The sequence below is a fragment of the Microbacterium halophytorum genome (assembly GCF_002970975.1).
GTDB classification, from domain to species: domain Bacteria; phylum Actinomycetota; class Actinomycetes; order Actinomycetales; family Microbacteriaceae; genus Microbacterium; species Microbacterium halophytorum.
In genome coordinates this window covers 599,135-621,709 of sequence record NZ_KZ672982.1, presented here as the reverse complement: position 1 = coordinate 621,709, position 22,575 = coordinate 599,135, and the positions used below count along the sequence as shown (strand labels likewise).

Sequence of the window (22,575 nt, the reverse complement as noted above, 5' to 3'; positions counted from 1 at the left end):
CTCGTGTGACCGCCCTCATAGGAGCGACGTGCGGCGGTTGCTGCTTTCGACATCCCTTGAGGTTTTTCTCATCCGGATGTCGAATCGGTACGGGCGCGTTCGTTGCGTATGCGGAGGCCGCGACGGGCGGGGCCTCGGGAGGAGAGGAATCGTGGTCGGGGCGACGGAAGCGGAGCGGGTCGATGCCGCGCTGGTCCGCGCGCACCGCGAGGAATGGTCGCGCATCGTGGCGGGGCTCGCGCGCCGATTCGGCGATCTCGATATCGCGGAGGACGCAGCCGCGGAGGCCTTCTCGGTCGCGGTCGCGCGCTGGGCCGAGCGGGGCGTGCCGCCGAACCCCGGAGCGTGGCTCACTACGACGGCCGCACGGTCGGCGATCGACCGCCTGCGGAGGGAAGCGAAACGCGACGACAGGCAGCGGGAGGCGGCCTTCCTCCGAGACGACGAGCCGCCGGAACCCGTCGGGGTCGTCGACGACGATCGGCTCCGGCTCGTGTTCGCCTGTTGCCACCCGACGCTGCCGATGGAGGCGCACGTCGCGCTGACGCTGCGGGCGGTCGGCGGGCTCACCGTCGGTGAGATCGCGCACGCGTTCCTCGTCCGCGAGACCACGATGGGGCAGCGGATCAGCAGGGCGAAGGCCAGGATCCGCGCCGATGGCATCCCCTTCCGGCTCCCGGAGCGCGGCGACCTGCCGGAGCGCGCCGCCGGAGTGCTGGCGGTGCTCTACCTGATCTTCAACGAGGGGTACCTGGCATCGGGCGACGGGAAGGGCCCCCTCCGCCCGGAGCTCACCGGCGAGGCGATCCGCCTGACCCGGCTGGTGCGGGGCCTCTTCGCCGTGGGCACGCCTGAACGCGCTGAGGCCACGGGACTGCTGGCGCTGATGCTGCTCACGGAAGCCAGGGCCACCGCCCGGATCTCGGCCAGCGGCGAGCTCGTGCGCCTCGACGAGCAGGACCGCGGTGCGTGGGACACGGGCATGATCGCCGAGGGACTCTCGCTCGTCGCCGACATCTCCAGCGGCCCGATCGGGCGCTACGGGCTGGCCGCGGCGATCTCCGCCGAGCACGCTTCGGCGCCGCACGCCCGCGACACCGACTGGGCCGCGATCGTCGTGCTCTAAGACAGGCTCCGGGTCGTCGACCCGAGCCCGGTGGTCGCGCTCAACCGCGCGATCGCACTCGCGGAGTACGACTCGCCCGACGTCGGCCTCGCGCTGGTGGAGCGGCTCGGCGATCAGTTGGGAGGGCACCACGCGTTCCACGCGGCGCGCGCCGAACTGCTTCGGCTCGTCGGCCGCGCGGGCGAGGCGCGCGACGCCTACGACCGGGCGATCTCGCTCGCCGGCAACGGCGCCGAGACCGCCCACCTGAGCCGCCGCCGGGATCAGCTGGTGGTACCCACAGAGAACGGAGCACGACCATGACCGAGAAGTTCCTCGTCATCCACATGACCGAGTCGACCGGAACCCCGATCCCCGAGGACGAAGACAGGCGGATGCTCGATGCCTGGGCACAAGCCGGGCGCGACAGGCTCGGGCAGGGCTCGATGGTCGGCGGCCCTGAGCAGGCGAAGTCGGTGATGGTGCGCGAAGGGCGCACCATCGTCACGGACGGCCCGTTCCCGGAGTTCAAGGAGTGGTTCGCCGGCTTCGACCTCGTCGACGGGGAGTCGGTCGAGGACGTCGCCGCCTACATGGCCCAGCACCCTTCGGCGCCGCAGGGGCGCATCCTCGTGCTCCCGCTCGTCGAGCACCCCTGGGAATAGGGCGCGCCGATCAGTCGAGCTGCTCGCCGAGCTCGAGCCAGCGCCCCTCGAGGTCGTCGATCTCCGCCTGCAGGTCGCGCAAGCGGTCGTTGAGCTTCGTGAGCCCGTCGAAGTCGCCGTGGTCGTGCGCCGCCATGTCGTCGTGCGTTGCGGCCACCTTCTTCTGCAGGTTCTCGATCTTGCGCTCGAGCGACGACAGCTCCTTCTCGAGCGCGCGGCGCTCGGCCCCTGACATCGCGGCGGCACCGGAAGTCGCGGCGCCGGCTCCGGGCGCCGACGATCCGGAGGCCGTCGACGACGCGGGGCCGGACGCTCCCGCGCCGGCCGCGTCTCGCCGGGCATCCTGCTCGGCACGCAGCGTCAGGTACTGGTCGACGCCGCCCGGGAGGTGGCGCAGCCGGGCGTCGAGGATCGCGTACTGCTGGTCGGTGACCCGCTCGAGCAGGTAGCGGTCGTGCGAGACGACGAGCAGCGTGCCCGGCCACGAGTCGAGCAGGTCCTCCATCGCCGCGAGCATGTCGGTGTCGAGGTCGTTGCTCGGCTCGTCGAGGATCAGCACGTTCGGCTCGTCGAGCAGCACGAGCAACAGCTGCAGGCGGCGCTTCTGGCCGCCCGAGAGGTCCTTGACCGGCGTCGAGAGCTCGCTCGAGCGGAAGCCGAGCCGCTCCAGCAGCTGCGACGGCGTCATCTCCTTGCCGCCGGCGACGTAGCTCGCCTTCTGCTCGGCGAGCACCTCGCGCACCCGCAGATGCGACACGGCGTCGAGCTCGGCGAGGCGCTGGTCGAGGTACGCCACGCGCACCGTCTTGCCGCGTTTGACGCGCCCGCTCGTCGGCTCGACGGTGCCGGACACGAGGCCGAGCAGCGTCGACTTGCCCGCACCGTTCTGGCCGAGGATGCCGGTGCGCTCGCCGGGGGCGATGCGCCACTCCACGTCGCGCAGCACGTCGCGGCCGTCGTAGGCGACGCCTGCGCCGAGCAGGTCGACGACGTCCTTACCGAGGCGCGCCGTCGCCATCTGCGCGAGCTCGACGGTGTCGCGCACCGGCGGCTCGTCGGCGATCAGCGTGTTGGCCGCCTCGATCCGGAACTTCGGCTTCGACGTGCGGGCCGGGGCCCCGCGGCGCAGCCACGCGAGCTCCTTGCGCATCAGGTTCTGCCGCTTCTCCTCCACGACGGCGGCCTGGCGCTGGCGCTCGACGCGCTGGAGCACGTAGGCTGCGTACCCGCCCTCGAACGGGTCGACGATTCCGTCGTGCACCTCCCACATCCGGGTGCAGACGGCGTCGAGGAACCACCTGTCGTGGGTGACGAGCAGCAGTGCGCCCTGGTTCTGGGCCCAGCGGGTGCGCAGGTGCTCGGCGAGCCAGGTGATGCCCTCGACGTCGAGGTGGTTGGTCGGCTCGTCGAGCGCGATCACGTCCCACTCGGAGACGAGCAGCTTCGCGAGAGCCACGCGGCGGCGCTGGCCTCCGGAGAGCGTGGACACGGGAGCCGCGAGGTCGAGGTCGCGCACGAGGCCGTGCAGGATGCCCCGGATGCGTGCGTCGCCGCGCCACGTGTGCTCCGCGTCGTCGCCGACGACGGCGTGCTGCACGGAGTCGCTGCCGGTGAGCTCGTCGGTCTGCGTGAGCATGCCGACGCGCAGATCGCGGCGCCGTGTCACGCGCCCCGCATCCGGTTCCGACAGCCCCGTCATGATCCGCATCAGCGTCGACTTCCCGTCGCCGTTGCGACCGACGATGCCGACGCGGTCGCCGTCGGCGAGCCCGACAGTGACGTTCTCGAGCACGACCTTGGCGGGGAACTCCTGGTGCAGGCCCTCCGCTCCGAGCAGATGCGCCATCAGGCGCCCTCGACGCTGACGCTGAGGTGGCGGAGGAGCGCGGCCAGGCGGGTGCGCTCGGTGGGGGACAGGGAGTTCAGCAAGTCGGCCTCGGCATCGATGAGTCGGGTGATGGCCGCGTCCACGCGGGTGCGGCCGGTTCTGGTCAGGGTGACGAGCACGCTGCGCCCGTCGCCGGGGGAGGCTTCGCGGCGCACGAGCCCGCGGTCGACGAGCTTGTCGATGCGGTTCGTCATGGTGCCGGAGGACACGAGCGTCTGCTGCAGCAGCTGCTTGGGGCTGAGCTGGTACGGTTCGCCCGCACGGCGCAGGGCCGAGAGCACGTCCCACTCCCACGGCTCGATGTCACTGCGGCCGAACGCGGCGCGCCGGGCGTGCTCGAGATGATGGGAGAGCCGGTCGACGCGCGAGAGCACCTCCATCGGTGAGAAATCGAGGTCGGGGCGCTCGGTGCGCCACGCGCCGACGATGCGGTCGACCTCGTCTTCTTCAGCCATCCGTCCATTATCGCCCCTGGGGGACATGGCAGACTGGACGGGCGGTCCATCCGGAACGCATTCCGCCATGGTGTAATGGCAGCACGACAGCCTTTGGAGCTGTGAGGTCTAGGTTCGAATCCTGGTGGCGGAGCGTGATGCACGACGATCTGGCGATTGTGATCCTGGCGGCAGGCCAGGGCACCCGAATGAAGTCGAAGCTCCCCAAAGTGCTTCATCCCATCGGAGGGCGACCCCTCGTCGGCCACGTCCTGCACACGGCCGATGTGCTCGAGGCGGCCGTCATCGAGATCGTGGTGCGCCACGACCGCGACCGCGTAGTCGAGGCGATCGGCGACCACCCCGGCCTCGTCGTCGTCGACCAGGACGCGGTGCCCGGTACCGGCCGCGCGGTGCAGCTCGCCGTCGACGCCCTGCCGGACGGCTTCGCGGGCGACGTGCTCGTGCTCTCGGGGGATGTGCCGCTGCTCGAGGCCGACGCGCTCGCCGCGCTCGTCGCGGCGCATCGCGACGCAGAAGCCGAGGCCACCATTCTCTCCGCGGTGCTCGACGATGCGACGGGCTACGGCCGCATCATCCGCGACGCCGACGGCACGGTGCACCGCATCGTCGAGCACAAGGACGCGTCGGACGACGAGCGCGCCGTGAGCGAGATCAACGCGGGCGTCTACGTGTTCCGAGCGGCGGCCCTGCGCGAGCACCTCCCGAACCTCTCGGCGGAGAACGCCCAGGGCGAGCTCTACGTCACCGACGTCATCCGGATGATCCGGGATGCCGGCCGCATCGTCGCCGCGAGCGCCGCACCGGATGCGCGCGTCGCGCTCGGCGTGAACGACAGGGTGCAGCTGGCCGAAGCCGGCCGCATCCTGAACGAGCGGATCGTGCGCCGCTGGCAGCGCGAGGGCGTGACGGTGCAGGACCCGGCGACCACGTGGATCGACGACACCGTGACGCTGGCGCCGGATGTCACGCTGCTGCCGAACACGCACATCCGGGGCGCGACCTCGGTCGCCGAGGACGCCGTGATCGGTCCGGACACGACCCTCGTCGACTGCGAGGTCGGCCGCGGTGCCGTCATCAAGCGCTCCGACGCGACGCTCGCAGATTTCGGCGCGGAGAGCACCGTCGGCCCGTTCGCGTACGTGCGGGCGGGAACGACGCTCGGCGACGGCGGCAAGATCGGAACCTTCGTCGAGTCGAAGAACTCCCAGATCGGCGACGGCAGCAAGGTGCCGCACCTGTCGTACATCGGCGATGCGACGATCGGCGAGCGCGCCAACATCGGCGGCGGCGCGATCACCGCGAACTACGACGACGTGAACAAGCACCGCACCGAGATCGGTGACGAGGTGCACACGGGCACGCACAACGACTTCGTCGCCCCCGTCAGGATCGGGGACGGCGCGAAGACCGGGGCAGGGGCCGTCGTCCGCAAGGACGTGCCGCCCGGTGCCCTCGCCCTGACGGTCGCGCCGCAGCGCAACGTCGAGGGCTGGGTAGAGAAGAACAGGGCGGGTACCCGTGCGGCCGAAGCGGCCGCTCGGGCCCGTCGAACGGAAGAGGCGGCCGGTGGGTCAGAAGCAGAAGCGCATTGAGCTCGACCGCGACAGGGGCATCGCGCCCGGTGTCGTGTCGAAGACGAAGAAGCGGCTGGTGGTGGTCGCGGGGCGTTCCCACCCCGCGCTCGCCGCGGCGGTAGCGGAGCACCTCGGCATCGAGGTCGCCCCGACCGAGCACCGCACCTTCGCGTCGGGCGAGATCTACACCCGCTTCGAGGTGTCGATGCGCGGCAGCGACGTGTTCCTCATCCAGTCGTTCTCCCAGAACGTCAACGAGGAGCTCATGGAGCTGCTCATCATGCTCGATGCGCTGAAGCGCGCGTCGGCCAAGCGCGTCACGGTCGTCGTGCCGTACTACCCGTACTCACGCCAGGACAAGAAGGGCCGCGGCCGCGAACCGATCTCGGCCCGCCTCGTCACCGACCTCATCGCGCAGGCGGGCGCCGACCGCATCATGAGCGTCGACCTGCACGCTTCGCAGATCCAGGGCTTCTTCAACGGCCCTGTCGACCACCTGTTCGCCAAGCCGGTGCTGCTGAATCACTTCCGCGACTCGTTCACCGATGACGAGGCCGAGACCCTGACGGTGGTCTCACCCGACATGGGCCGCGTGCGCGTCGCCGACCAGTGGTCGGAGGAGCTGGGCGCGCCGCTCGCGATCATCCACAAGCGCCGCGACCCGAAGGTCGCCAACCAGGTCGAGGTGCGCGAGATCGTCGGTCAGGTCGAGGGGCGCACGTGCCTCCTCGTCGACGACATGATCGACACCGCCGGCACGATCACGAAGGCGGCCCGCGCCCTGAAGGCGAACGGCGCGAAGAAGGTCATCGTTGGTGCGACGCACGCGATCTTCAGCGACCCCGCCGTCGAGCGGCTGCAGGACGAGGCGATCGATCGCGTCGTCGTCACGGACACGGTGCCGGTGCCCGAGGAGCGCCGCTTCCCGACCCTCACGGTGCTCTCGAGCGCGCCGTTGCTCGCCCGCGCGATCCGCGAGATCTTCGACGAGGGATCGGTCACGAGCATGTTCGACGGCGCCGCGTAGGCGCGCACCGGCCCCCGGCGACGAGGGCGTGTCCGCCTGCCGCGCAGGACGGCTGCGCCGCGGCGGGGCTGCGGCGCGTGCCGGGTGAACGGCGCCGGCGACGGTCGGCGGCCGCGGCGACGAGGGCGTGTCCGCTCAGAGCGGCTTCGCCGGAAGCCGGATCTCGAAGGTCGTGTCGCCCGGCTCGCTCCGCACCTCGATCGTTCCGTGGTGCGCTTCGACGATCGCCTTCGCGATCGCGAGCCCCAGGCCCGTGCCGCCCGTCTTCCGCGCGCGGGAGACGTCGCCGCGGGCGAACCGCGAGAACATCTCGGCCTGCAGTTCGGGTGAGATGCCGGGCCCGTTGTCGTGCACCTGCACGACGGCCCGCGTCGCGCTGCCCGAACCCTCGCGCCGCACCCGGAGCGTGACCTCCGTCCCCGCCGGGGTGTGCGTGCGGGCGTTGGCGAGCAGGTTCACGAACACCTGGCTGAGGCGGCCGGAGTCGCCCGCGACGATCAGCGGCTCCTCGTCGGCCTCGACGCTCCACACGTGTTCGGGGGCGGCCACCTGTTGGTCGCCGAGCGCGTCGACGGCCACCTGGGTGAGGTCGACCGCATCGATCTGCACCTCGCGGCCCTCGTCGAGACGCGCCAGCAGCAGCAGGTCCTCGACGAGGCCCGTCATCCGGATCGACTGCGCCTGGATGCGCTCGAGCGACTGCTCGGTCGTATCGGACAGAGTCCTGTCGCGCAGCGAGAGCTCGGAATACCCCCGGATGGATGCGAGCGGCGTGCGCAGCTCGTGGCTGGCGTCGGCGACGAAGCGCCGCATGGTCGCCTCGTTGCGCTCGCGCGCCGCGAGCGAGTGCTCGACGTGGTCGAGGAGGGTGTTCAGCGAGGCCCCCACCTGGCCGACCTCCGTCGAGGGGTCGGCCTGCTCGGGCGGCACGCGCTCGGTGATGGAGACGGCGCCCTGGTCGAGCTTCTGCCTCGACACGCGCGCGGCCGTCTCGGTGATGTCGCGCAGGGGCCGGAGTCCTCGCCGGATGACGATCGTCGTCGCGACGCCCAGCCCGATCATGCCCCCGACCGTCACGAGCGCGATCGACCACAGCATGCGAGCGAGGGTCTGACTCTCCGTCACGTTCTCGAGCCCCATCACGCCGATGGCGCTGCCGGATGAGCGCTCGATGAGCGCTTGCACGCGGAACGTCCCGAGGTCGGTGACGTTCACCGTGTGCGGGCCGCTGTCGGTGACTCCCGTGAGGATCTGCGTGATCTGCCGGCGGCTCAGCGGCTCGACCTCGTACTCGTGATCGACGTAGGCGCCCGTCGCCGTGCCCGGGTCCGTGCCGAACAGCAGCACGGTGCCAGGGGCGGCCCGAGACTCCTGCAGCTGCCCGACCGCGTCGCCCGTCGCTGCGTGCAGGCCGAACTCGGGGCCGAGCGATTTGACTGTTTCCTCGAGCCGATCGTCGAGCGTCTGGTTCAGCACCGTCGTCAGCAGCGCGCTCGTCACGAGCGAGACGACGAGCAGGATCGCGGCGACGATCGCGAACACCGTCGCCATGAGCCGCGCCTGCAGGCTCGTACGACCCGTCATGGCGACGGCGGGCGCCGTGCCGGTCGCGGGACCCGCCTCGTCGGGCGCCGGTTCCCCATCGGTGGGGAGGGGGCCGCTCGCGGGCGCTGGTCGCGCGGCATCGGGGGCGGGCGCGCTCACGATTCCTTCTGGGGAGCCTTGATCATGTATCCGGCGCCGCGCACCGTGTGGATCAGGGGCTCTGCTCCGGCGTCGATCTTCTTGCGCAGGTAGGAGATGTACAGCTCGACGACGCTGGAGCGGCCGCCGAAGTCGTAGTTCCAGACGCGATCGAGGATCTGGGCCTTGCTGAGCACGCGGCGGGGGTTGCGCATCAGGAAGCGGAGCAGCTCGAACTCAGTGGCGGTGAGTTCGATCTCGCGGCCGTCGCGGATCACCTCGTGGCTGTCCTCGTTCAGGCTGAGGTCGCCGACGCGGAGGACGGGGTCATCCTCTGCCGACTGCACCCCGGTGCGGCGCATCAGGGCGCGCAGGCGAGCGACGACCTCCTCGAGGCTGAACGGCTTCGTGACGTAGTCGTCGCCGCCAGCGGTCAGGCCGGCGACGCGGTCGGCAACGGCGTCCTTCGCCGTGAGGAAGAGGATCGGCACGTCGTCGCCCGACTGGCGCAGCCTCTGCATCACGGCCATGCCGTCGAGGTCGGGCATCATGATGTCGAGCACGATCGCGTCGGGCGCGAACTCCTGGGCGGCGCGCAGGGCGTCGAAGCCGGCGGCCTCGGTGCGCACCTCCCAGCCCTCCATCTTCAGCGCCATGGAGAGCAGGTCGGTCAGCATCTGCTCGTCGTCGACGACGAGCACGCGGACGGGGGAGCCGTCAGGGCGGACGAGGGGAGCGTGCGGATCGGTCATTCCCCCATTGTGCGCCCGAACCTATGTGGTTTCTATGCCGCGCGCTATGCGGCGGCTGTGAATGCGGCGTCGGCCGGGAGCGTCCGGGGCCCGCCCGGCCTCGGAACGCGGAACGGGCCGCTCCGGATGATCCGGAGCGGCCCGTCGAAGGCGTCGATCAGTGCGTGTCCTCGGCCTCGACCTCGGTGCGGTCGCCCGACCACAGCGTGTGGAAGGTGCCCTCCTTGTCGATGCGCTTGTACGTGTGCGCGCCGAAGAAGTCGCGCTGGCCCTGCACGAGTGCGGCCGGCAGGCGGTCGGCGCGGATGCCGTCGTAGTACGCGAGCGACGAGCTGAACGCCGGCGAGGGGATGCCGGCCTGTGCCGCCGCGACGACGACGCGGCGCCACGCCGCCTGGCCGCGCGTGAGCGCGTCCGCGAAGTACGGGGCGGCCGCGAGCACGGGCAGCTCCGGATGCTCGGCGTAGGCATCGGCGATCCGGTTCAGGAACTGGGCCCGGATGATGCAGCCGGCGCGCCAGATCTTCGAGACGGCGCCGAGGTCGATCGTCCAGTCGTACTCGGCGGCGCCGGCGCGGATCTCGTCGAAGCCCTGCGAGTAGGCGATGATCTTCGAGGCGAACAGGGCCTGGGCGACGTCCGCGATGAACGCGTCGGCGTCGTCGACGGCGAACTCGGTGTCGGGGCCGGGGAGCGCGGCCGCGACGGCGCGCTGCTCGGGGTGGCTCGACAGCGAGCGGGCGAAGGTGGCCTCGGCGATGCCGGAGACGGGGACGCCCAGGGAGAGCGCGGTCTGCACCGTCCAAGCGCCGGTGCCCTTGGCTCCCGCCTGGTCGAGGATCACGTCGACGAGCGGCTTGCCGGTGGACGCGTCGACCTGGCGGAGGACCTCGGCGGTGATCTCGATGAGGTAGCTCTCGAGCTCGCCGGTGTTCCACTCGGCGAAGATGTCGGCGATCTCGGCCGGGGTCTTGCCCGTGCCGCGGCGGATCAGGTCGTACGCCTCGGCGGTGAGCTGCATGTCGGCGTACTCGATGCCGTTGTGCACCATCTTGACGAAGTGGCCGGCGCCGTTGTGGCCGACGTGGGTCACGCAGGGCTCGCCCTCGGCGACCGCGGCGATCGACTTCAGGATCGGGCCGAGGGTCACCCACGACTCGTCGGAGCCGCCCGGCATGATCGACGGGCCGAGGAGCGCGCCCTCTTCGCCGCCGGAGATGCCGGCGCCGACGAAGTTGATGCCCGTCTCGCGGACCGCCTTCTCGCGGCGGATCGTGTCGGGGAAGTAGGCATTGCCGCCGTCGACGATGATGTCGCCGGGTTCGAACACCTTGACGAGCTCGTCGATCACAGCGTCGGTGCCGCGGCCAGCCTTCACCATGATGATTGCGGTGCGCGGCTTCGACAGGCTGGCCGCGAACTCCTCGTAGGAGAAGGCGGGCACGAAGCCGGCCTCCGGGTGATCGGCGACCAGCTGGTCGGTCTTCTCGCGGCTGCGGTTGTACACAGCAACGGTGTTGCCCTCGCGGCTGGCGAGGTTGCGGGCCAGGTTGGACCCCATGACGGCAAGGCCGACGACTCCGATATTCGCACTCATGCCCTCTAGGCTAGCGGCCCACGGGGGTGCCTCCGCGCGCAGCCGGAACAGTAGGTAATGCACCGCGCGTCATCCGGAGCCGTCTTCGGGTAGGATGGGGGTCGACCTCGGCGAGGGACGGCTACGGCCTCCGTTATCGACGCGGGTGTGTGAGCCGCCGCGCTCTCCTCACGTGTTGCGTTCGAGTCGAGAAACTTCACCCAGCGGCCGTCACATGCCGCGCATACGAGGAGCATCATGAGCGACAACATCACCCTCGCGGCGTCCGTCCGCACCGAGTTCGGCAAGGGCTACGCGCGCCGCCTGCGCGCCGCCGGCCAGATCCCCGCCGTCATCTACGGGCACGGCGAGGAGCCGACGCACGTCGCGCTGCCGGCCCACGAGACCGGCCTGATCGTGCGCCACGCGAACGCCGTCATCGACCTCGACATCGAGGGCAAGAGCCAGCTCGTGCTCGTGAAGGACGTCCAGCGCAACCCCGTGACGTGGATCATCGAGCACATGGACCTCGTCATCGTCAAGCGCGGCGAGAAGATGCAGGTCTCGGTGCCGTTCACGATCGAGGGCGAGAGCTTCGCCGGCACGATCCACACGCAGTCGGCCGCCTCCATCACGGTCGAGGCCGACGCCATGAGCATCCCGGAGCACCTCACGGTGTCGATCGAGGGCCTCGAGGACGGCGCGCTCGTGCACGCCGGCGACGTCGAGCTGCCCAAGGGCGTCACGCTCGTCGACGACGCCGACCTGCTCGTCGTCGCCATCTCGACGCCGCGCGGCGACGTCGAGGAGGAGACCGAGGGCGAGGGCGCCGAGGACGAGTCGGCCGAGGAGTCGGCCGAGTAATCCCGTTCCGAGTTCCGCGAGGGGGTGCGACGATGGTCGCGCCCCCTCGCGCTCTCTGCGGCGCACGGATCGGGGCCGCTGATCAGGCATCCGGCCGCGGCCGCGCGGCCCGTTTCGCGAAAGGAACCGCATGGCAGCCACGTGGCTGATCGTGGGGCTCGGGAACCCGGGGCCCCGATACGAACTGACCCGCCACAATGTCGGGCAGATGGTGATCGACGAGCTCGCCTCGCGGCGCGGTGAGGGGTTCTCGCAGCACAAGGCGAACGCGCGCGTCGCCGAGACCTGGCTGCGGCCGGGCGGGGCGAAGCTCGTCCTGGCGAAGCCGAACTCGTTCATGAACGTCTCGGGAGGGCCGGTGTCCTCGCTCGCGAAGTTCTTCTCCGTCGCGCCCGAGAACGTCATCGTGATCCATGACGAACTCGACATCCCCTTCGACTCGCTGAAGCTGAAGTCGGGCGGAGGACACGGCGGCCACAACGGCGTCCGAGACGTGGCGAAGGCTCTCGGTACGCCTGAGTTCGCCCGCGTGCGCGTCGGTGTCGGGCGTCCCCCGGGGCGACAGGACCCCGCTGATTGGGTGCTGTCGCCGTTCTCGGCGACCGAGCGACGGACGCTCGGCGTCCTGCTGTCCGACGCCGCCGACGCGGCGGAGCAGATCGTCGACGAGGGCCTCACCGCTGCGCAGCAGCGCGCCCACGCGCCGCGCGCCTGAGGCGCCCCGCCTCGGCCGCGCGCGCCGCGAACACGGAGAACCGCCGCACGATCCTCGTGATCGTGCGGCGGTTCTCCGTGTTCCGGGCGGAGCCGGCCGGTACTACATGCTGTCCATCGGGATCGAGCCGATGAACGTGATGCCGTAGGTGATCATGACCGGGACGAAGCCGACGACCGAGACGACGATCGCCGTGATGCCCCACGCGCGGCCGCGGTTGAGCACGGTCGCGAAGATGCCCTGGATCAGGCCCCAGAGCGCGAGGATCCCGTAGACGGCGAAGCCGGCGAAGACACCGCCCAGGTAGGGCAGGAACGCGGTGTCGTCGAACGTCGCGTACTCGTCGTACTCGTACGAGTCGCTCATGCCGTTCATGGTGGCATCACCGATGTACTGGCCGAGCGCGGAGGCCGAGGCCCCGACGATGATGCAGCCGGCGATCACGCCGACGATCGCGGCGATCGCGGCGACGATGCCGAGCGTCGGCTTGCCCTTGGGGCGGGGCTGCTTCTGGTACGGGGCGGGGTAGCCGGCCGCCGGGTAGCCCTGGCCGGGCGGGTAGCCGGGGCCGCCCTGCGCGGCGTACGGCGGCTGACCCTGCGGCGGGTATGCCGGCGGCGCGTTCTCGCCGTAGGCGGGCTGGCCGTACGCGGGCTGCTGGCCCTCGCCGGGCTGGCCGGCGGGCGGCGGGACCGGTGGGTTCGACATGGTGTCTCCTGTTCGGCGGCCGCTGCGGCGGCCGGTGCGGTGCGGCACCCGCGGTGCGGGGCAGCGGTCATCGGTGTTCGGTTGTGCAGGGGGTCAGCGGGGCGGCGCAGGGGAGAGCGCGAGCAGCGCCGTGTCGGGGGCGACGCCATCGGCCGGTGCGCCGATGGCCGATGCGACGGCGCCGAAGGTCAGCGCCGTCAGCAGCAGGGGAGCGGCCGCCGCAACGACGATCGCCCAGACGGCGGCAGTGCGGCCGACGGGGCGCCGTGCCGCGACGATGCCCTGCACGAGCGCCCAGAGGCCCAGAACCGTGCCGAGCCAGAACCCGACCTCGGCGGCGATGACGGCGGAGCGAGCGGGTGCCAGCACGGCCCAGCTCCACACGCCGGCGTCGAGCACGCCGCTCGCTCCGACGGCGGCGCCGGATGCGCGGCCGGCGAACCAGAGGGGGACGGCCGCGATCGCGAGGGCGCCGATCGCGAGGACGAGCGCGATGCGCGCGGCCGCCGCGGTACGGCGCTTGCGCTGCGGGTCGGCGATCGACGCGAAGCGCGGGTCGACGGGCGCGCTGTACGGCGCCGCGTACCCGCCCCCGTTCGTCATACCTCTCATCGTACGGAATCACCGCGCCTCGCGGGGGCGACCACCCATCGTTCGCCGGGAGGCGCGAGCATCGCGCACGCCGCCCGGCGCGGGGCAGGGGCGGCGCGGCCCGCCCTGGGTGGCCGCATGCTCCGCGCGCCGCCCGGCCGACCCCGTCGACCAGGAAGGCCTAGACTGACTCGGTGACAGTTCACGGGATTCTGCGCGCCCTGGAACGCTCCGAGAGCTACCGCGACGCGCTCGCGGAGTCGGCCGTCGACGCCGAGCTCTCGTGCGCCTCCGGCCTGGACGCGCCGCTGTTGGCCGCCCTGCTGGAGCGCCGACGCGCCGCCGGCCACCCACCGGCCCTGCTCGCGATCGCGCCGACGGGGCGTCGCGCCGACGCGCTGGGCGCCGCGCTCGCGTCGCTCATGCCGGACGCGACCGTGCTCGACTTCCCTGCATGGGAGACGCTGCCCCACGAGCGGCTCAGCCCGAGCCCCGAGACGGTGGGGCGCCGCATCACGGCGCTGCGCACCGTCGCCGCGTGGGACGGTGCGGCGCCGCTCGTGGTCGTCGCCTCGGTGCGTGCCGCGGTGCAGCCGATCGCGCCGGGCCTCGCCGACATCCCGTCGATCGAGCTCCGAGTCGGTCAGCGGGCGCTCGACCTCGACGACCTCGTCGCCGGCCTCGTCGAGCGCGCCTACGCCCGCGTCGACATGGTCACGCGCCGCGGCGAGTTCGCCGTGCGCGGCGGAATCGTCGACGTCTTCCCACCGGTCGCGGACCACCCGTACCGCATCGAACTGTTCGGCGACGAGGTCGATCAGATCCGCGCTTTCGCCGTCTCCGACCAGCGCTCGCTGCCGGAGCCCGTCGAGCGCGTCGAGCTCGTGCCGAGCAGAGAGCTGCTGCTCACCGATGCGGTGCGCGAGCGCGCGCTCGAGCTGCAGTCGTCGATGCCGGGCATCGCGCAGATGCTCGAGAAGATGGCCGAGGGCATCCCCGTCGAGGGCATGGAGTCGCTGAGCCCCGTCGTCGCGGGCCCGCTGGTGTCGCTCGCCGCGTATATGCCTCTGGGCGCATCCGTCGCCATGGTCGACCCCGAGCGCGCACTCACGCGCGCCCTGACGCTGGGGGAGACGAACCGCGAGTTCCTCGAGGCGGCCTGGGCAGCAGCGACGGGCGGCGGTGACGCGCCCGTCGACCTCGACGCCGGCGATTTCCTGCCGATCTCGCGGCTGCGCGACGACGCACGCTCCGCCGGTGGCGTCTGGTGGTCGCTCAGCCCGTTCGACACGGGCCTCGCCGAAATCGGTGCCGAGCTCGCCGAGGCGGGCGACGCCGCCGTGCCGATGGGCGGCGGCCACCGCGTGCGGGCGGACGCGGTTCCGTCGTTCCAGGGCAACGTCGACGGCGCGACGGGCCACATTGCCGATCGGGTCTCGTCCGGCTGGACGGTCGTCGTCGCCGCGGAGGGTGCGGGCCTTGTGGAGCGCGCTCGCGACGTGCTGAGCGAGCGGGGCGTCGCGGCGCGCATCGTCGATGAGCTGACGGAGGCGCCGGAGCCGGGCATCGCGACGCTCGTGCGTGCGTCGCTCGAGAACGGCTTCGAATCGGCGGAGGCGGAGCTCGCCGTCCTGACCGAGAACGAGTTCTACGGCCGCACGGTCGGCGGGGGGAACCGCGGCCAGAAGAAGCTCGCGTCCCGCAGGCGCAACGTCGTCGACCCTTTGCAGCTCAAGAAGGGCGACTACGTCGTGCACGCCACGCACGGAATCGGCCGCTTCGTAGAGATGGTCAAGCGGGAGGTCTCGTCGGGAGGCCGCAACGCCGTCAAGAGCGAGCGCGAGTACCTGGTGCTCGAGTACGCGTCGGCGAAGCGCGGCCGCCCCGCCGACAAGCTGCACGTGCCGACCGACCAGCTCGACCAGCTGTCGAAGTACGTCGGCGGCGAGGACCCGCAGCTGTCGAAGATGGGCGGCAGCGACTGGGCGCAGGCGAAGAGCAAGGCGCGCCGCGCCGTGCGGGACATCGCCGTGGAACTCGTGAAGCTGTACTCCGCGCGGATGGCGGCCAAGGGCCACGCCTTCGCACCGGACACTCCATGGCAGCGCGAACTCGAGGAGGCGTTCCCCTTCGCGGAGACGCAGGACCAGCTGCAGACGATCGACGAGATCAAGCGCGACATGGAGAGCCCGCAGCCGATGGACCGACTGCTCTCGGGCGACGTCGGCTTCGGCAAGACCGAGGTCGCCGTTCGGGCGGCGTTCAAGGCGATCCAGGACGGCAAGCAGGTCGCGATGCTCGTGCCGACCACGCTGCTCGTGAAGCAGCATTTCGAGACGTTCTCGGAGCGCTTCGCCGGCTTCCCCGTGAACGTGCGCGCCCTCAGCCGCTTCCAGACGCCGAAGCAGGCGCGCGACGTCGTCGCGGGCCTGGCCGACGGCTCGATCGATATGGTCATCGGAACGCACCGCATCCTGACCGAGGCCGTGACGTTCAAGGACCTCGGCCTCATGATCATCGACGAGGAGCAGCGCTTCGGCGTCGAGCACAAGGACGCGCTCAAGAAGCTCAAGACGAACGTCGACATCCTCGCGATGAGTGCGACTCCGATCCCGCGCACGCTCGAGATGGCGGTCACGGGCATCCGGGAGATGTCGACGCTGCAGACGCCGCCGGAGGACAGGCATCCGATCCTGTCGTACGTCGGTCCGCGCAACGACAAGCAGCTCACGGCGGCCATCCGGCGCGAGCTGCTGCGCGAGGGCCAGGTGTTCTACGTGCACAACCGCGTGCAGTCGATCCAACAGGTCGCGAGCCACCTCGCGGAGCTCGTGCCGGAGGCGCGCATCGCGGTCGCGCACGGCCGGATGGGCGAGAACCAGCTCGAGCAGGTCGTCGACGACTTCTGGGAGCGCAAGTTCGACGTGCTCGTGTGCACGACGATCATCGAGACCGGCATGGATATCACGAACGCCAACACGATCATCATCGATCGCGCGGACAAATACGGCCTCGCGCAGCTGCACCAGCTGCGCGGGCGCGTCGGCCGCGGCCGCGAGCGCGCGTACGCGTACTTCGTGTACGACGAGATGAAGCCGCTCAGCGAGACGGCCGCCGACCGGCTCGAGACGATCGCGGTGCACAACGACCTCGGCTCCGGCACGCAGGTGGCGATGAAGGACCTGGAGCTGCGCGGAGCGGGCAATCTGCTCGGAGCCGAGCAGGCGGGGCACATCGCCGGCGTCGGGTTCGACCTCTACCTCCGGATGATCGGGGAGGCGGTCGCGACCTTCCGCGGCGACGAGGTCGAGGGCCCGACGGAACTCCGGCTGGAGCTGCCCGTCGATGCGCGCGTTCCCGAGTCGTACATCGACAGCGAGCGGCTGCGCCTCGAGGCGTATCAGAAGCTCTCCGCGGCGGCCGCAGTGACGGCCGACGACGACGCGATCGACCTCGTCGTCGAGGAGCTCACCGACCGGTACGGCGAGCCGCCCGCCGAGGTGGCAGGCCTCGTGCAGGTCGCGCGCCTGCGCAGGCGCGCCTCCCGCAGCGGGCTCAGCGACGTCGTCGCGATGGGCAAGAACCTCAGGATCGCGCCTGCCGACCTGCCGGACTCGATGCAGGTGCGGCTGAAGAGGCTGTATCCGCAGTCGAAGCTGCTCGCGGGCGGCGAGGCGATGGTCGTCCCGCTCCCGACGAAGATCGCACCGGGTCAGGACGCCGCGCTGATCGCCTGGGTCGAGCAGCTGCTCGATGCGCTCTTCCCCCTCCCGAAGGCCGAGGCTCCGGATGAGGCACAGCCGGCCGCGACGTGAGCGGGCCCTCGTCGCGCCGCCCGTGCGCCCATCCGGCGCCGCGACACTCCGCTCCGCTCCGCCGTCGGCCGACCCCGTAGGATGGTTCACCGGTGTGCCGGGAAGTCTGGTCGGCGTCTCCGGCCGACCGCCGGTGGCTAGAATGCTGACCGAAAGGACCCGATGAAGCTTCTCCGCTCCGAGCGCTTCCCTGCCTTCCTGCTCCTCGGCGCCGCGGCGCTGGGCCTGATCCTCGCGAACCTGTCGTTCGGTGAGGAGATCATCGAATGGAGCCATACCGAGATCGGCCCCGAGGCACTCGGCCTGCACCTGTCGATCTCGCACTGGGTGGCCGACCTGCTGCTCGCCGTGTTCTTCTTCACGGCGTCCGTCGAACTCCAGTTCGAGCTGACCAAGGGCCAGCTGAACACCGTCAAGAAGGCAGTCAAGCCCGCCATCGCGGCCTTCGGCGGCGTGCTCGTCCCGATCATCTTCTACCTGCTGATCGCGCACGAGCGCGATACGATCAACGGCTGGCCGATCCCGACCGCGACCGATATCGCCTTCGCCCTCGGCGTCCTGGCGATGTTCGGCAAGGGCCTGCCCAAGAAGGTCCGCGTCTTCCTGCTCGCGCTCGCGATCATCGACGACATCGTCGGCATCCTGTTCATCGCCTTCCTGTTCACGAGCGACGTGAACCTGCTGAACCTCGTCATCGCGGCGGCTCTGATCGTCGCCTTCGCCGTCCTCAGCCGCATCCGGAGCGAGAAGAACAACGTTCCGGTCGTCATCCTGATGGTGATCGTCGCGCTCGCCGCGTGGTCGTTCGTCTACCTCTCGGGCGTGCACGCGACGATCGCGGGCGTGGCGCTCGGCCTCGTCATCCGGCAGTCCGAGGGCCTGCGCACCAGCCACGTGCTCGAGCCGTGGGTCAACGGCGTGATCCTGCCGATCTTCGCCTTCTTCTCCGCGCTCGTGCTCATCCCGCAGGTGCCGTTGAACGAGCTGTCGCCCGCGATGTTCGCGATCATCGTCGCGCTGCCGCTCGGCAAGCTGGTCGGGATCACGCTCTTCGGGTGGATCGCGAACTTCATCGGGCGCGACGAGAACGGCAAGCCGGAGCTCAGCGTCGCTGACATTCTGCCGGCGGCCGCGCTCGGAGGCATCGGCTTCACGGTGTCGCTGCTGCTGAGCCGGCTCGCGTTCTCGGACAACCCCGTGGTCGCCGATGAGGCCGTGCTCGGCGTGCTGATCGGCTCCGGCATCTCGCTCGTCGCTTCCGCGTTCATCGTCACGGCGCGCGCCCGCCACTACAGGCGCCTCGCCGCCCAGGGCGTCGCGATCGACGACTGACGCGCTCCGCACGCCTCCGCCGAACCCGCGCACGCTGCGTCAGGGTTCGGCGGAGGCGTTCGCGCTCGGGCGCGGGAGATCCGGCACGGCGATGAGAGGATGAGCGCGTGACGGAATCCGGCGAGGGGCTGCTGCGCGCGGCCGAGGTGATGGACAGGGTGCACGCCGAATGCGTCTGGTCGCGGGCGATGACGCACGAAGAGCTCGCGCCGTACCTCCAGGAGGAATCGGCCGAGCTGATCGACGCGATCGAGACGGGCGACAGGGCGGGGCTCCGCGAGGAGCTCGGCGACGTGCTGTGGCAGGTGCTGTTCCACTCCGCGGTCGCCGACGACTTCACGCTCGACGACGTCGCCGGTGACCTCGCCGACAAGATGGTGCGCCGCCACCCGCACGTGTTCGCGGGGGAGACCGCCGAGACGCCCGAGAGGGTGCTCGAACTGTGGGGTGCGGCGAAGGCCCTCGAGAAGCGGCGGCGGACCTCCGTGCTCGACGGCGTCTCGCACGCCATGCCCGCCCTCGCCCTCGGGCAGAAGGTGCTCGGCAAGGCAGAGCAGGTCGGTGTCGGCCTCGAGCTCGTCGAGGAGATCCAGGCGGCCGAGGCGCTCGAGGACCACGCGGAGGAGTCGCTGCTCCCCGCGAGCGAGGAGGAGCTCGGCGAGACGCTGCTCGGCCTCGTCGCGCTGGCACGTGCCCGCGGGTGGGACGCCGAGCGCGCCCTTCGTGCGCAGGTCCGCGGCGTCGAGGCCGAGATCCGCAACGCCGAGGCGTAGGCGGCGGCCCCTCAGGTACGCGTGCTTGTGGGACGTAGGCGGCGCTCTACCCGCAGATCGTCGCACCTGACCGGATGGTGCACCGCTCAGGTGCGGCCTGTTGTGGGTCGTGGGCGCTGACACCCGCACGTCGCGGCGCGTGAGGGGCGCACAGCTTCGGCCGGGGAAACTGGGTGCCCGGGCGTTCTGGGATAATCGGAGTGCTATGGCTTCCGTAAACGCCCCGCGCGGGATGCGCGACTTCCTGCCCTCCGACAAGAACCGCCGCGAGCGGGTGCTCTCGATCATCCGGGATCGCTACCGCGCGCACGGTTTCGACGAGATCGAGACCCCCGTCATGGAGGAGTACTCGCGCCTGCACGCCGGCATCGGCGGCGACAACGAGAAGCTCGCGTTCAACGTGCTGCGCCGGGGCCTGACGCCCGAGAAGGTCGCCGCGGCGGCCGACGACCAGGCGGGGCTGACCGACCTCGGCCTGCGCTACGACCTGACCGTGCCGCTGTCGCGGTTCTACGCGTCGAACCGCGGCTCGCTGCCCGGCGTGTTCCGATCGATCCAGATCGCCCCGGTCTGGCGGGCGGAGCGCCCGCAGAAGGGCCGCTACCGCCAGTTCGTGCAGTGCGACATCGACATCATCGGCGACGCCACCGCCCGCGCCGAGGTCGAGCTGCTCGCCGCCTCGCTCGACGTGTTCGACGCGCTGGGCCTCACGGGCGCCGTCATCCGGGTCAACGACCGCCGCGCGCTCGACGCGATGCTCGACGTGTTCGGCTTCGACCCGGACGAGCGCCCGGGTGTGCTCATCACGATCGACAAGCTCGACAAGATCGGCCCCGAGGGCGTCGCCGCGGAGCTGCGCGAGCGCGGGGCGTCGGCCGCGGCCGTCGACGCGTTCGAGGCGTTCCTCGGCCGCGATCGGGCTGAGCCGGACGGCTTCGGCGAGCGGCAGATCCGCGCCGCGCTCCCGGAGGGCGTTCCGGATGACGTGGTCGCGCACCTCGTCGGCATCGGTGAGGCCGTGGGCGCCGCGAGCCTCGAGTTCGACCCTTTCCTCGTGCGGGGCATGGGCTACTACACCGGCACGATCTTCGAGGTCGCGCATCCGTCGGTGTCGTACTCGCTGGGCGGGGGCGGTCGCTACGACGGCATGATCGGGCGCTTCCTCGGCCAGGAAGTGCCCGCCGTCGGCTTCTCGATCGGCTTCGAGCGCGTCGTCGACCTCGTGGAGATCGCCGAGGGCGAGGCGGCCGAGGCCGTCGTGCTCGTGCACGACAAGGACGTGCCGCTGCCCGAGCTGCTCCACGCCAAGGCGGCGCTCGTGGCGGAGGGCAAGCGCGTGCGGCTCGAACAGCGGCCGAAGAACCTCAAGAACCTGCTCGCCCAGGCCGAAGCCGACGGCTACGCGGCTTTCGCGGCGCTCCGCGCGGGCCAGGCGCTCGCCGACCTGGAGCTGAAGCCGCTCGGCTGAGCCCCCTGAGTCGAGGTTCCGGGCCGGCACGGTGCCCAGAGCCTAGGAGGATTCCTCGAGGGTAGGCTTTTTCGGCCTGGTGTTGCCTAATTTCGGGGAATCCCCTACAGCCGATGCGCCGCTCAGCGCGCGGCGCGCAGCCGGATGAGGCGGTACGTGAGCCCGAGCGCGACGACGCCCGCGCCGCCCGCGATGCTCTGCCACGGCAGGCTCGCCGCCAGCACGACGCAGAGCGCCGCGCCGAGCACCTGCAGCCACCGCGGGTAGCGGCGGGCGTCGCCCTGGCGGAACGCGGCGAGGTTGGCGACCAGGTAGTACAGCAGCACGCCGAAGGACGAGAAGCCGATCGCTCCGCGCAGGTCGACCGTCGCGACCAGGGCGATCACGACGAGAGCGACGGCGATCTCGGCGCGGTGGGGGACCTGCGTGCGCGGGGACACGGCGGCGAACCAGCGGGGCACGTCGCCGTCGCGGGCCATCGCGAGGCCCGTGCGGCCGAGCCCGGCGAACAGAGCGAGCATCGCCCCGAGCGAGGCGAGCGCGGCGCCGACGCGCACGACGGGTTCGGCCCACGCCCATCCGGCCGCGCCCACGACGTCCGCCAGAGGCGCGTGCGAAGCGGCGGCGGCCTCGGGGCCGAGCGTCCAGAGCACGACAACGGCGAGTACGGCGTAGATCACGACGGCGGCGGAGAGGGCGAAGACGATCGCGCGCGGGATCGTGCGCCGCGGGTCGCGCACTTCCTCACCCATCGTCGCGATGCGCGCGTAGCCGGCGAATGCGAAGAACAGCAGGCCGGCCGATTGCAGGATGCCGTGCCACCCGGATGCGAGCAGGCCGCCGAGAGCGGACCCACCAGCGGCCGCGGCTGAGGAATCGACGGCGCCCGTGGGCGAGGCGACGGCGAGCGCAGCCTCAGCGCTGCCGGGGGACGACGCGACGATGCCGGCGGCGACGACAACGGCGAGCACGGTGAGCACCAGGGCGACGATGACCTTCGTCGCGAGTGCCGTGCGAGTGACGCCGGCGAGGTTGATCGCGCACAGCGCGGCGACGGCGGCGATGGCGACCGGCCGCTCGAATCCGGGCGCGGCGTACGCCGCGAACGTGAGGGTCATGGCGGCGCAGCTCGCCGTCTTGCCCACGAGGAAGCACCAACCCGCGAGGAAGCCCCACCACTCGTTCAGCTCGGCCCTGCCGTAGGCGTAGCTGCCGCCCGAGACCGGATGGACGGCCGCCAGCTGCGCCGAGCTCGTCGCGTTCGCGAAGGCCACCAGCGCAGCCAGGGCGAGGCCGATCAGCATGCCGGCGCCTGCGGCGGCCGCCGCGGGGGCGAACACCGAGAACACGCCGGCGCCGACCATGGAGCCGAGCCCGATCGCGACGGCGTCACCGAGCCCGAGCCGGCGCGCGAGGGTCGTCATGCGGGCGAGTATAGGGCGCCCGGGTGGCGCGCCGGCCACGGCCGCGGCCGGAGGGGTGCCGGCGCGGTGCCCCTGGCGCCGGGATGACCACCCCGCGGTGTCAGAATTCTCACTCCGCGGTGTCAAGATTCTCGCTGCGATCGGGGATTTTAGTGCG

General features: G+C 71.3%; 19 protein-coding genes and 1 tRNA gene. 12 read left to right on the top strand and 8 right to left on the bottom strand.

Annotated elements, in window-relative coordinates:
• Positions 1 to 151 precede the first annotated feature (151 nt).
• From C0010_RS02980 to C0010_RS02975, 3 genes are read left to right on the top strand one after another with little or no spacing between them, the layout of a single operon-like run.
• Positions 152 to 1,126 carry an RNA polymerase sigma factor gene (locus C0010_RS02980; RefSeq protein WP_324999451.1) on the top strand — a complete coding sequence of 325 codons (975 nt, stop codon included), beginning with the start codon at positions 152 to 154 and terminating at the stop codon, positions 1,124 to 1,126.
• 30 nt (positions 1,127 to 1,156) lie between these two features.
• Entirely contained in the window at positions 1,157 to 1,429 is a 273-nt protein-coding gene (locus C0010_RS15390) for a hypothetical protein (RefSeq protein WP_324999450.1), read from the top strand.
• A complete protein-coding gene (locus tag C0010_RS02975) occupies positions 1,426 to 1,770 on the top strand; it encodes a YciI family protein (RefSeq protein WP_105565515.1) in 345 nt (114 codons plus the stop codon). The genes C0010_RS15390 and C0010_RS02975 overlap by 4 nt, the downstream gene beginning before the upstream one ends.
• 10 nt (positions 1,771 to 1,780) lie before the next feature.
• Here the strand turns inward: C0010_RS02975 and C0010_RS02970 are convergent, their stop codons facing one another.
• A complete protein-coding gene (locus tag C0010_RS02970; protein WP_105565514.1) occupies positions 1,781 to 3,616 on the bottom strand; it encodes an ABC-F family ATP-binding cassette domain-containing protein in 1,836 nt (611 codons plus the stop codon).
• On the bottom strand, positions 3,616 to 4,113 hold the full coding sequence (locus C0010_RS02965) for a MarR family winged helix-turn-helix transcriptional regulator (RefSeq protein ID WP_105565513.1): 498 nt from the start codon (positions 4,111 to 4,113) through the stop codon (positions 3,616 to 3,618). The genes C0010_RS02970 and C0010_RS02965 overlap by 1 nt, the downstream gene beginning before the upstream one ends.
• Before the next feature lie 61 nt (positions 4,114 to 4,174).
• On the opposite strand from C0010_RS02965, the gene C0010_RS02960 reads away from it, so the two are divergent.
• The 3 genes from C0010_RS02960 to C0010_RS02950 all read left to right on the top strand — a co-directional run bounded on the left by C0010_RS02960 (position 4,175) and on the right by C0010_RS02950 (position 6,717).
• Positions 4,175 to 4,246, top strand: a tRNA-Gln gene (locus C0010_RS02960).
• 4 nt (positions 4,247 to 4,250) lie between these two features.
• Positions 4,251 to 5,708 (top strand): bifunctional UDP-N-acetylglucosamine diphosphorylase/glucosamine-1-phosphate N-acetyltransferase GlmU, encoded by a 1,458-nt coding sequence (gene glmU, locus C0010_RS02955; RefSeq protein WP_105565512.1) that lies wholly within the window; start codon positions 4,251 to 4,253, stop codon positions 5,706 to 5,708.
• A 34-nt stretch (positions 5,709 to 5,742) separates the two neighbouring features.
• Positions 5,743 to 6,717, top strand: coding sequence for a ribose-phosphate diphosphokinase (locus tag C0010_RS02950; RefSeq protein ID WP_232531699.1), 975 nt, complete (start codon positions 5,743 to 5,745; stop codon positions 6,715 to 6,717).
• A 135-nt stretch (positions 6,718 to 6,852) separates the two neighbouring features.
• On the opposite strand, the gene C0010_RS02945 is transcribed toward C0010_RS02950, so the two are convergent.
• The 3 genes from C0010_RS02945 to gndA all read right to left on the bottom strand — a co-directional run bounded on the left by C0010_RS02945 (position 6,853) and on the right by gndA (position 10,749).
• On the bottom strand, positions 6,853 to 8,421 hold the full coding sequence (locus C0010_RS02945; RefSeq protein WP_324999446.1) for a sensor histidine kinase: 1,569 nt from the start codon (positions 8,419 to 8,421) through the stop codon (positions 6,853 to 6,855).
• Complete coding sequence (locus tag C0010_RS02940; RefSeq protein ID WP_105565510.1) at positions 8,418 to 9,152, bottom strand: response regulator transcription factor; 735 nt, start codon at positions 9,150 to 9,152, stop codon at positions 8,418 to 8,420. Before C0010_RS02940 ends, C0010_RS02945 begins: the two co-directional genes overlap by 4 nt.
• 157 nt (positions 9,153 to 9,309) lie before the next feature.
• On the bottom strand, positions 9,310 to 10,749 hold the full coding sequence (gndA, locus tag C0010_RS02935) for an NADP-dependent phosphogluconate dehydrogenase (RefSeq protein ID WP_105565509.1): 1,440 nt from the start codon (positions 10,747 to 10,749) through the stop codon (positions 9,310 to 9,312).
• Between the two features lie 237 nt (positions 10,750 to 10,986).
• On the opposite strand from gndA, the gene C0010_RS02930 reads away from it, so the two are divergent.
• Positions 10,987 to 11,592 (top strand): 50S ribosomal protein L25/general stress protein Ctc, encoded by a 606-nt coding sequence (locus tag C0010_RS02930; protein ID WP_105565508.1) that lies wholly within the window; start codon positions 10,987 to 10,989, stop codon positions 11,590 to 11,592.
• Positions 11,593 to 11,722: 130 nt separating this feature from the next.
• Positions 11,723 to 12,307 carry an aminoacyl-tRNA hydrolase gene (gene pth / locus C0010_RS02925; protein WP_105565507.1) on the top strand — a complete coding sequence of 195 codons (585 nt, stop codon included), beginning with the start codon at positions 11,723 to 11,725 and terminating at the stop codon, positions 12,305 to 12,307.
• A gap of 102 nt (positions 12,308 to 12,409) precedes the next feature.
• Here pth and C0010_RS02920 read toward each other — a convergent pair whose 3' ends face one another.
• Together C0010_RS02920 and C0010_RS02915 are read right to left on the bottom strand one after the other, a co-directional pair.
• The gene (locus C0010_RS02920) at positions 12,410 to 13,015 is read right to left on the bottom strand and encodes a hypothetical protein (RefSeq protein ID WP_105565506.1); all 606 of its coding nucleotides are present in this window, start codon (positions 13,013 to 13,015) and stop codon (positions 12,410 to 12,412) included.
• 93 nt (positions 13,016 to 13,108) lie between these two features.
• Entirely contained in the window at positions 13,109 to 13,618 is a 510-nt protein-coding gene (locus C0010_RS02915) for a hypothetical protein (protein ID WP_105565505.1), read from the bottom strand.
• Positions 13,619 to 13,800: 182 nt separating this feature from the next.
• Between C0010_RS02915 and mfd the strand changes: the two genes are divergently transcribed.
• The 4 genes from mfd to hisS all read left to right on the top strand — a co-directional run bounded on the left by mfd (position 13,801) and on the right by hisS (position 20,994).
• Positions 13,801 to 17,421, top strand: a complete 3,621-nt coding sequence (mfd, locus tag C0010_RS02910) for a transcription-repair coupling factor (RefSeq protein WP_174150218.1) — start codon at positions 13,801 to 13,803, stop codon at positions 17,419 to 17,421.
• Positions 17,422 to 17,583: 162 nt separating this feature from the next.
• Complete coding sequence (locus C0010_RS02905; protein ID WP_105565504.1) at positions 17,584 to 18,753, top strand: Na+/H+ antiporter NhaA; 1,170 nt, start codon at positions 17,584 to 17,586, stop codon at positions 18,751 to 18,753.
• A gap of 149 nt (positions 18,754 to 18,902) precedes the next feature.
• On the top strand, positions 18,903 to 19,526 hold the full coding sequence (locus C0010_RS02900; RefSeq protein WP_105565586.1) for a nucleoside triphosphate pyrophosphohydrolase: 624 nt from the start codon (positions 18,903 to 18,905) through the stop codon (positions 19,524 to 19,526).
• Positions 19,527 to 19,731: 205 nt separating this feature from the next.
• Positions 19,732 to 20,994, top strand: a complete 1,263-nt coding sequence (gene hisS / locus C0010_RS02895; protein ID WP_105565503.1) for a histidine--tRNA ligase — start codon at positions 19,732 to 19,734, stop codon at positions 20,992 to 20,994.
• A gap of 122 nt (positions 20,995 to 21,116) precedes the next feature.
• On the opposite strand, the gene C0010_RS02890 is transcribed toward hisS, so the two are convergent.
• Positions 21,117 to 22,418 carry an APC family permease gene (locus C0010_RS02890; RefSeq protein ID WP_105565502.1) on the bottom strand — a complete coding sequence of 434 codons (1,302 nt, stop codon included), beginning with the start codon at positions 22,416 to 22,418 and terminating at the stop codon, positions 21,117 to 21,119.
• Positions 22,419 to 22,575: the final 157 nt, after the last annotated feature.

What these genes read in the sequence shown, in the direction of transcription:
- C0010_RS02975 (WP_105565515.1), top strand. Translation starts at nt 1,426, where the DNA reads ATGACCGAGAAGTTCCTCGTCATCCACATGACCGAGTCGACCGGAACC.
- C0010_RS02970 (WP_105565514.1), bottom strand. Translation starts at nt 3,616, where the DNA reads ATGGCGCATCTGCTCGGAGCGGAGGGCCTGCACCAGGAGTTCCCCGCC.
- C0010_RS02965 (WP_105565513.1), bottom strand. Translation starts at nt 4,113, where the DNA reads ATGGCTGAAGAAGACGAGGTCGACCGCATCGTCGGCGCGTGGCGCACC.
- glmU (WP_105565512.1), top strand. Translation starts at nt 4,251, where the DNA reads ATGCACGACGATCTGGCGATTGTGATCCTGGCGGCAGGCCAGGGCACC.
- C0010_RS02940 (WP_105565510.1), bottom strand. Translation starts at nt 9,152, where the DNA reads ATGACCGATCCGCACGCTCCCCTCGTCCGCCCTGACGGCTCCCCCGTC.
- gndA (WP_105565509.1), bottom strand. Translation starts at nt 10,749, where the DNA reads ATGAGTGCGAATATCGGAGTCGTCGGCCTTGCCGTCATGGGGTCCAAC.
- C0010_RS02930 (WP_105565508.1), top strand. Translation starts at nt 10,987, where the DNA reads ATGAGCGACAACATCACCCTCGCGGCGTCCGTCCGCACCGAGTTCGGC.
- pth (WP_105565507.1), top strand. Translation starts at nt 11,723, where the DNA reads ATGGCAGCCACGTGGCTGATCGTGGGGCTCGGGAACCCGGGGCCCCGA.
- C0010_RS02920 (WP_105565506.1), bottom strand. Translation starts at nt 13,015, where the DNA reads ATGTCGAACCCACCGGTCCCGCCGCCCGCCGGCCAGCCCGGCGAGGGC.
- C0010_RS02915 (WP_105565505.1), bottom strand. Translation starts at nt 13,618, where the DNA reads ATGACGAACGGGGGCGGGTACGCGGCGCCGTACAGCGCGCCCGTCGAC.
- C0010_RS02905 (WP_105565504.1), top strand. Translation starts at nt 17,584, where the DNA reads ATGAAGCTTCTCCGCTCCGAGCGCTTCCCTGCCTTCCTGCTCCTCGGC.
- C0010_RS02900 (WP_105565586.1), top strand. Translation starts at nt 18,903, where the DNA reads ATGGACAGGGTGCACGCCGAATGCGTCTGGTCGCGGGCGATGACGCAC.
- hisS (WP_105565503.1), top strand. Translation starts at nt 19,732, where the DNA reads ATGGCTTCCGTAAACGCCCCGCGCGGGATGCGCGACTTCCTGCCCTCC.
- C0010_RS02890 (WP_105565502.1), bottom strand. Translation starts at nt 22,418, where the DNA reads ATGACGACCCTCGCGCGCCGGCTCGGGCTCGGTGACGCCGTCGCGATC.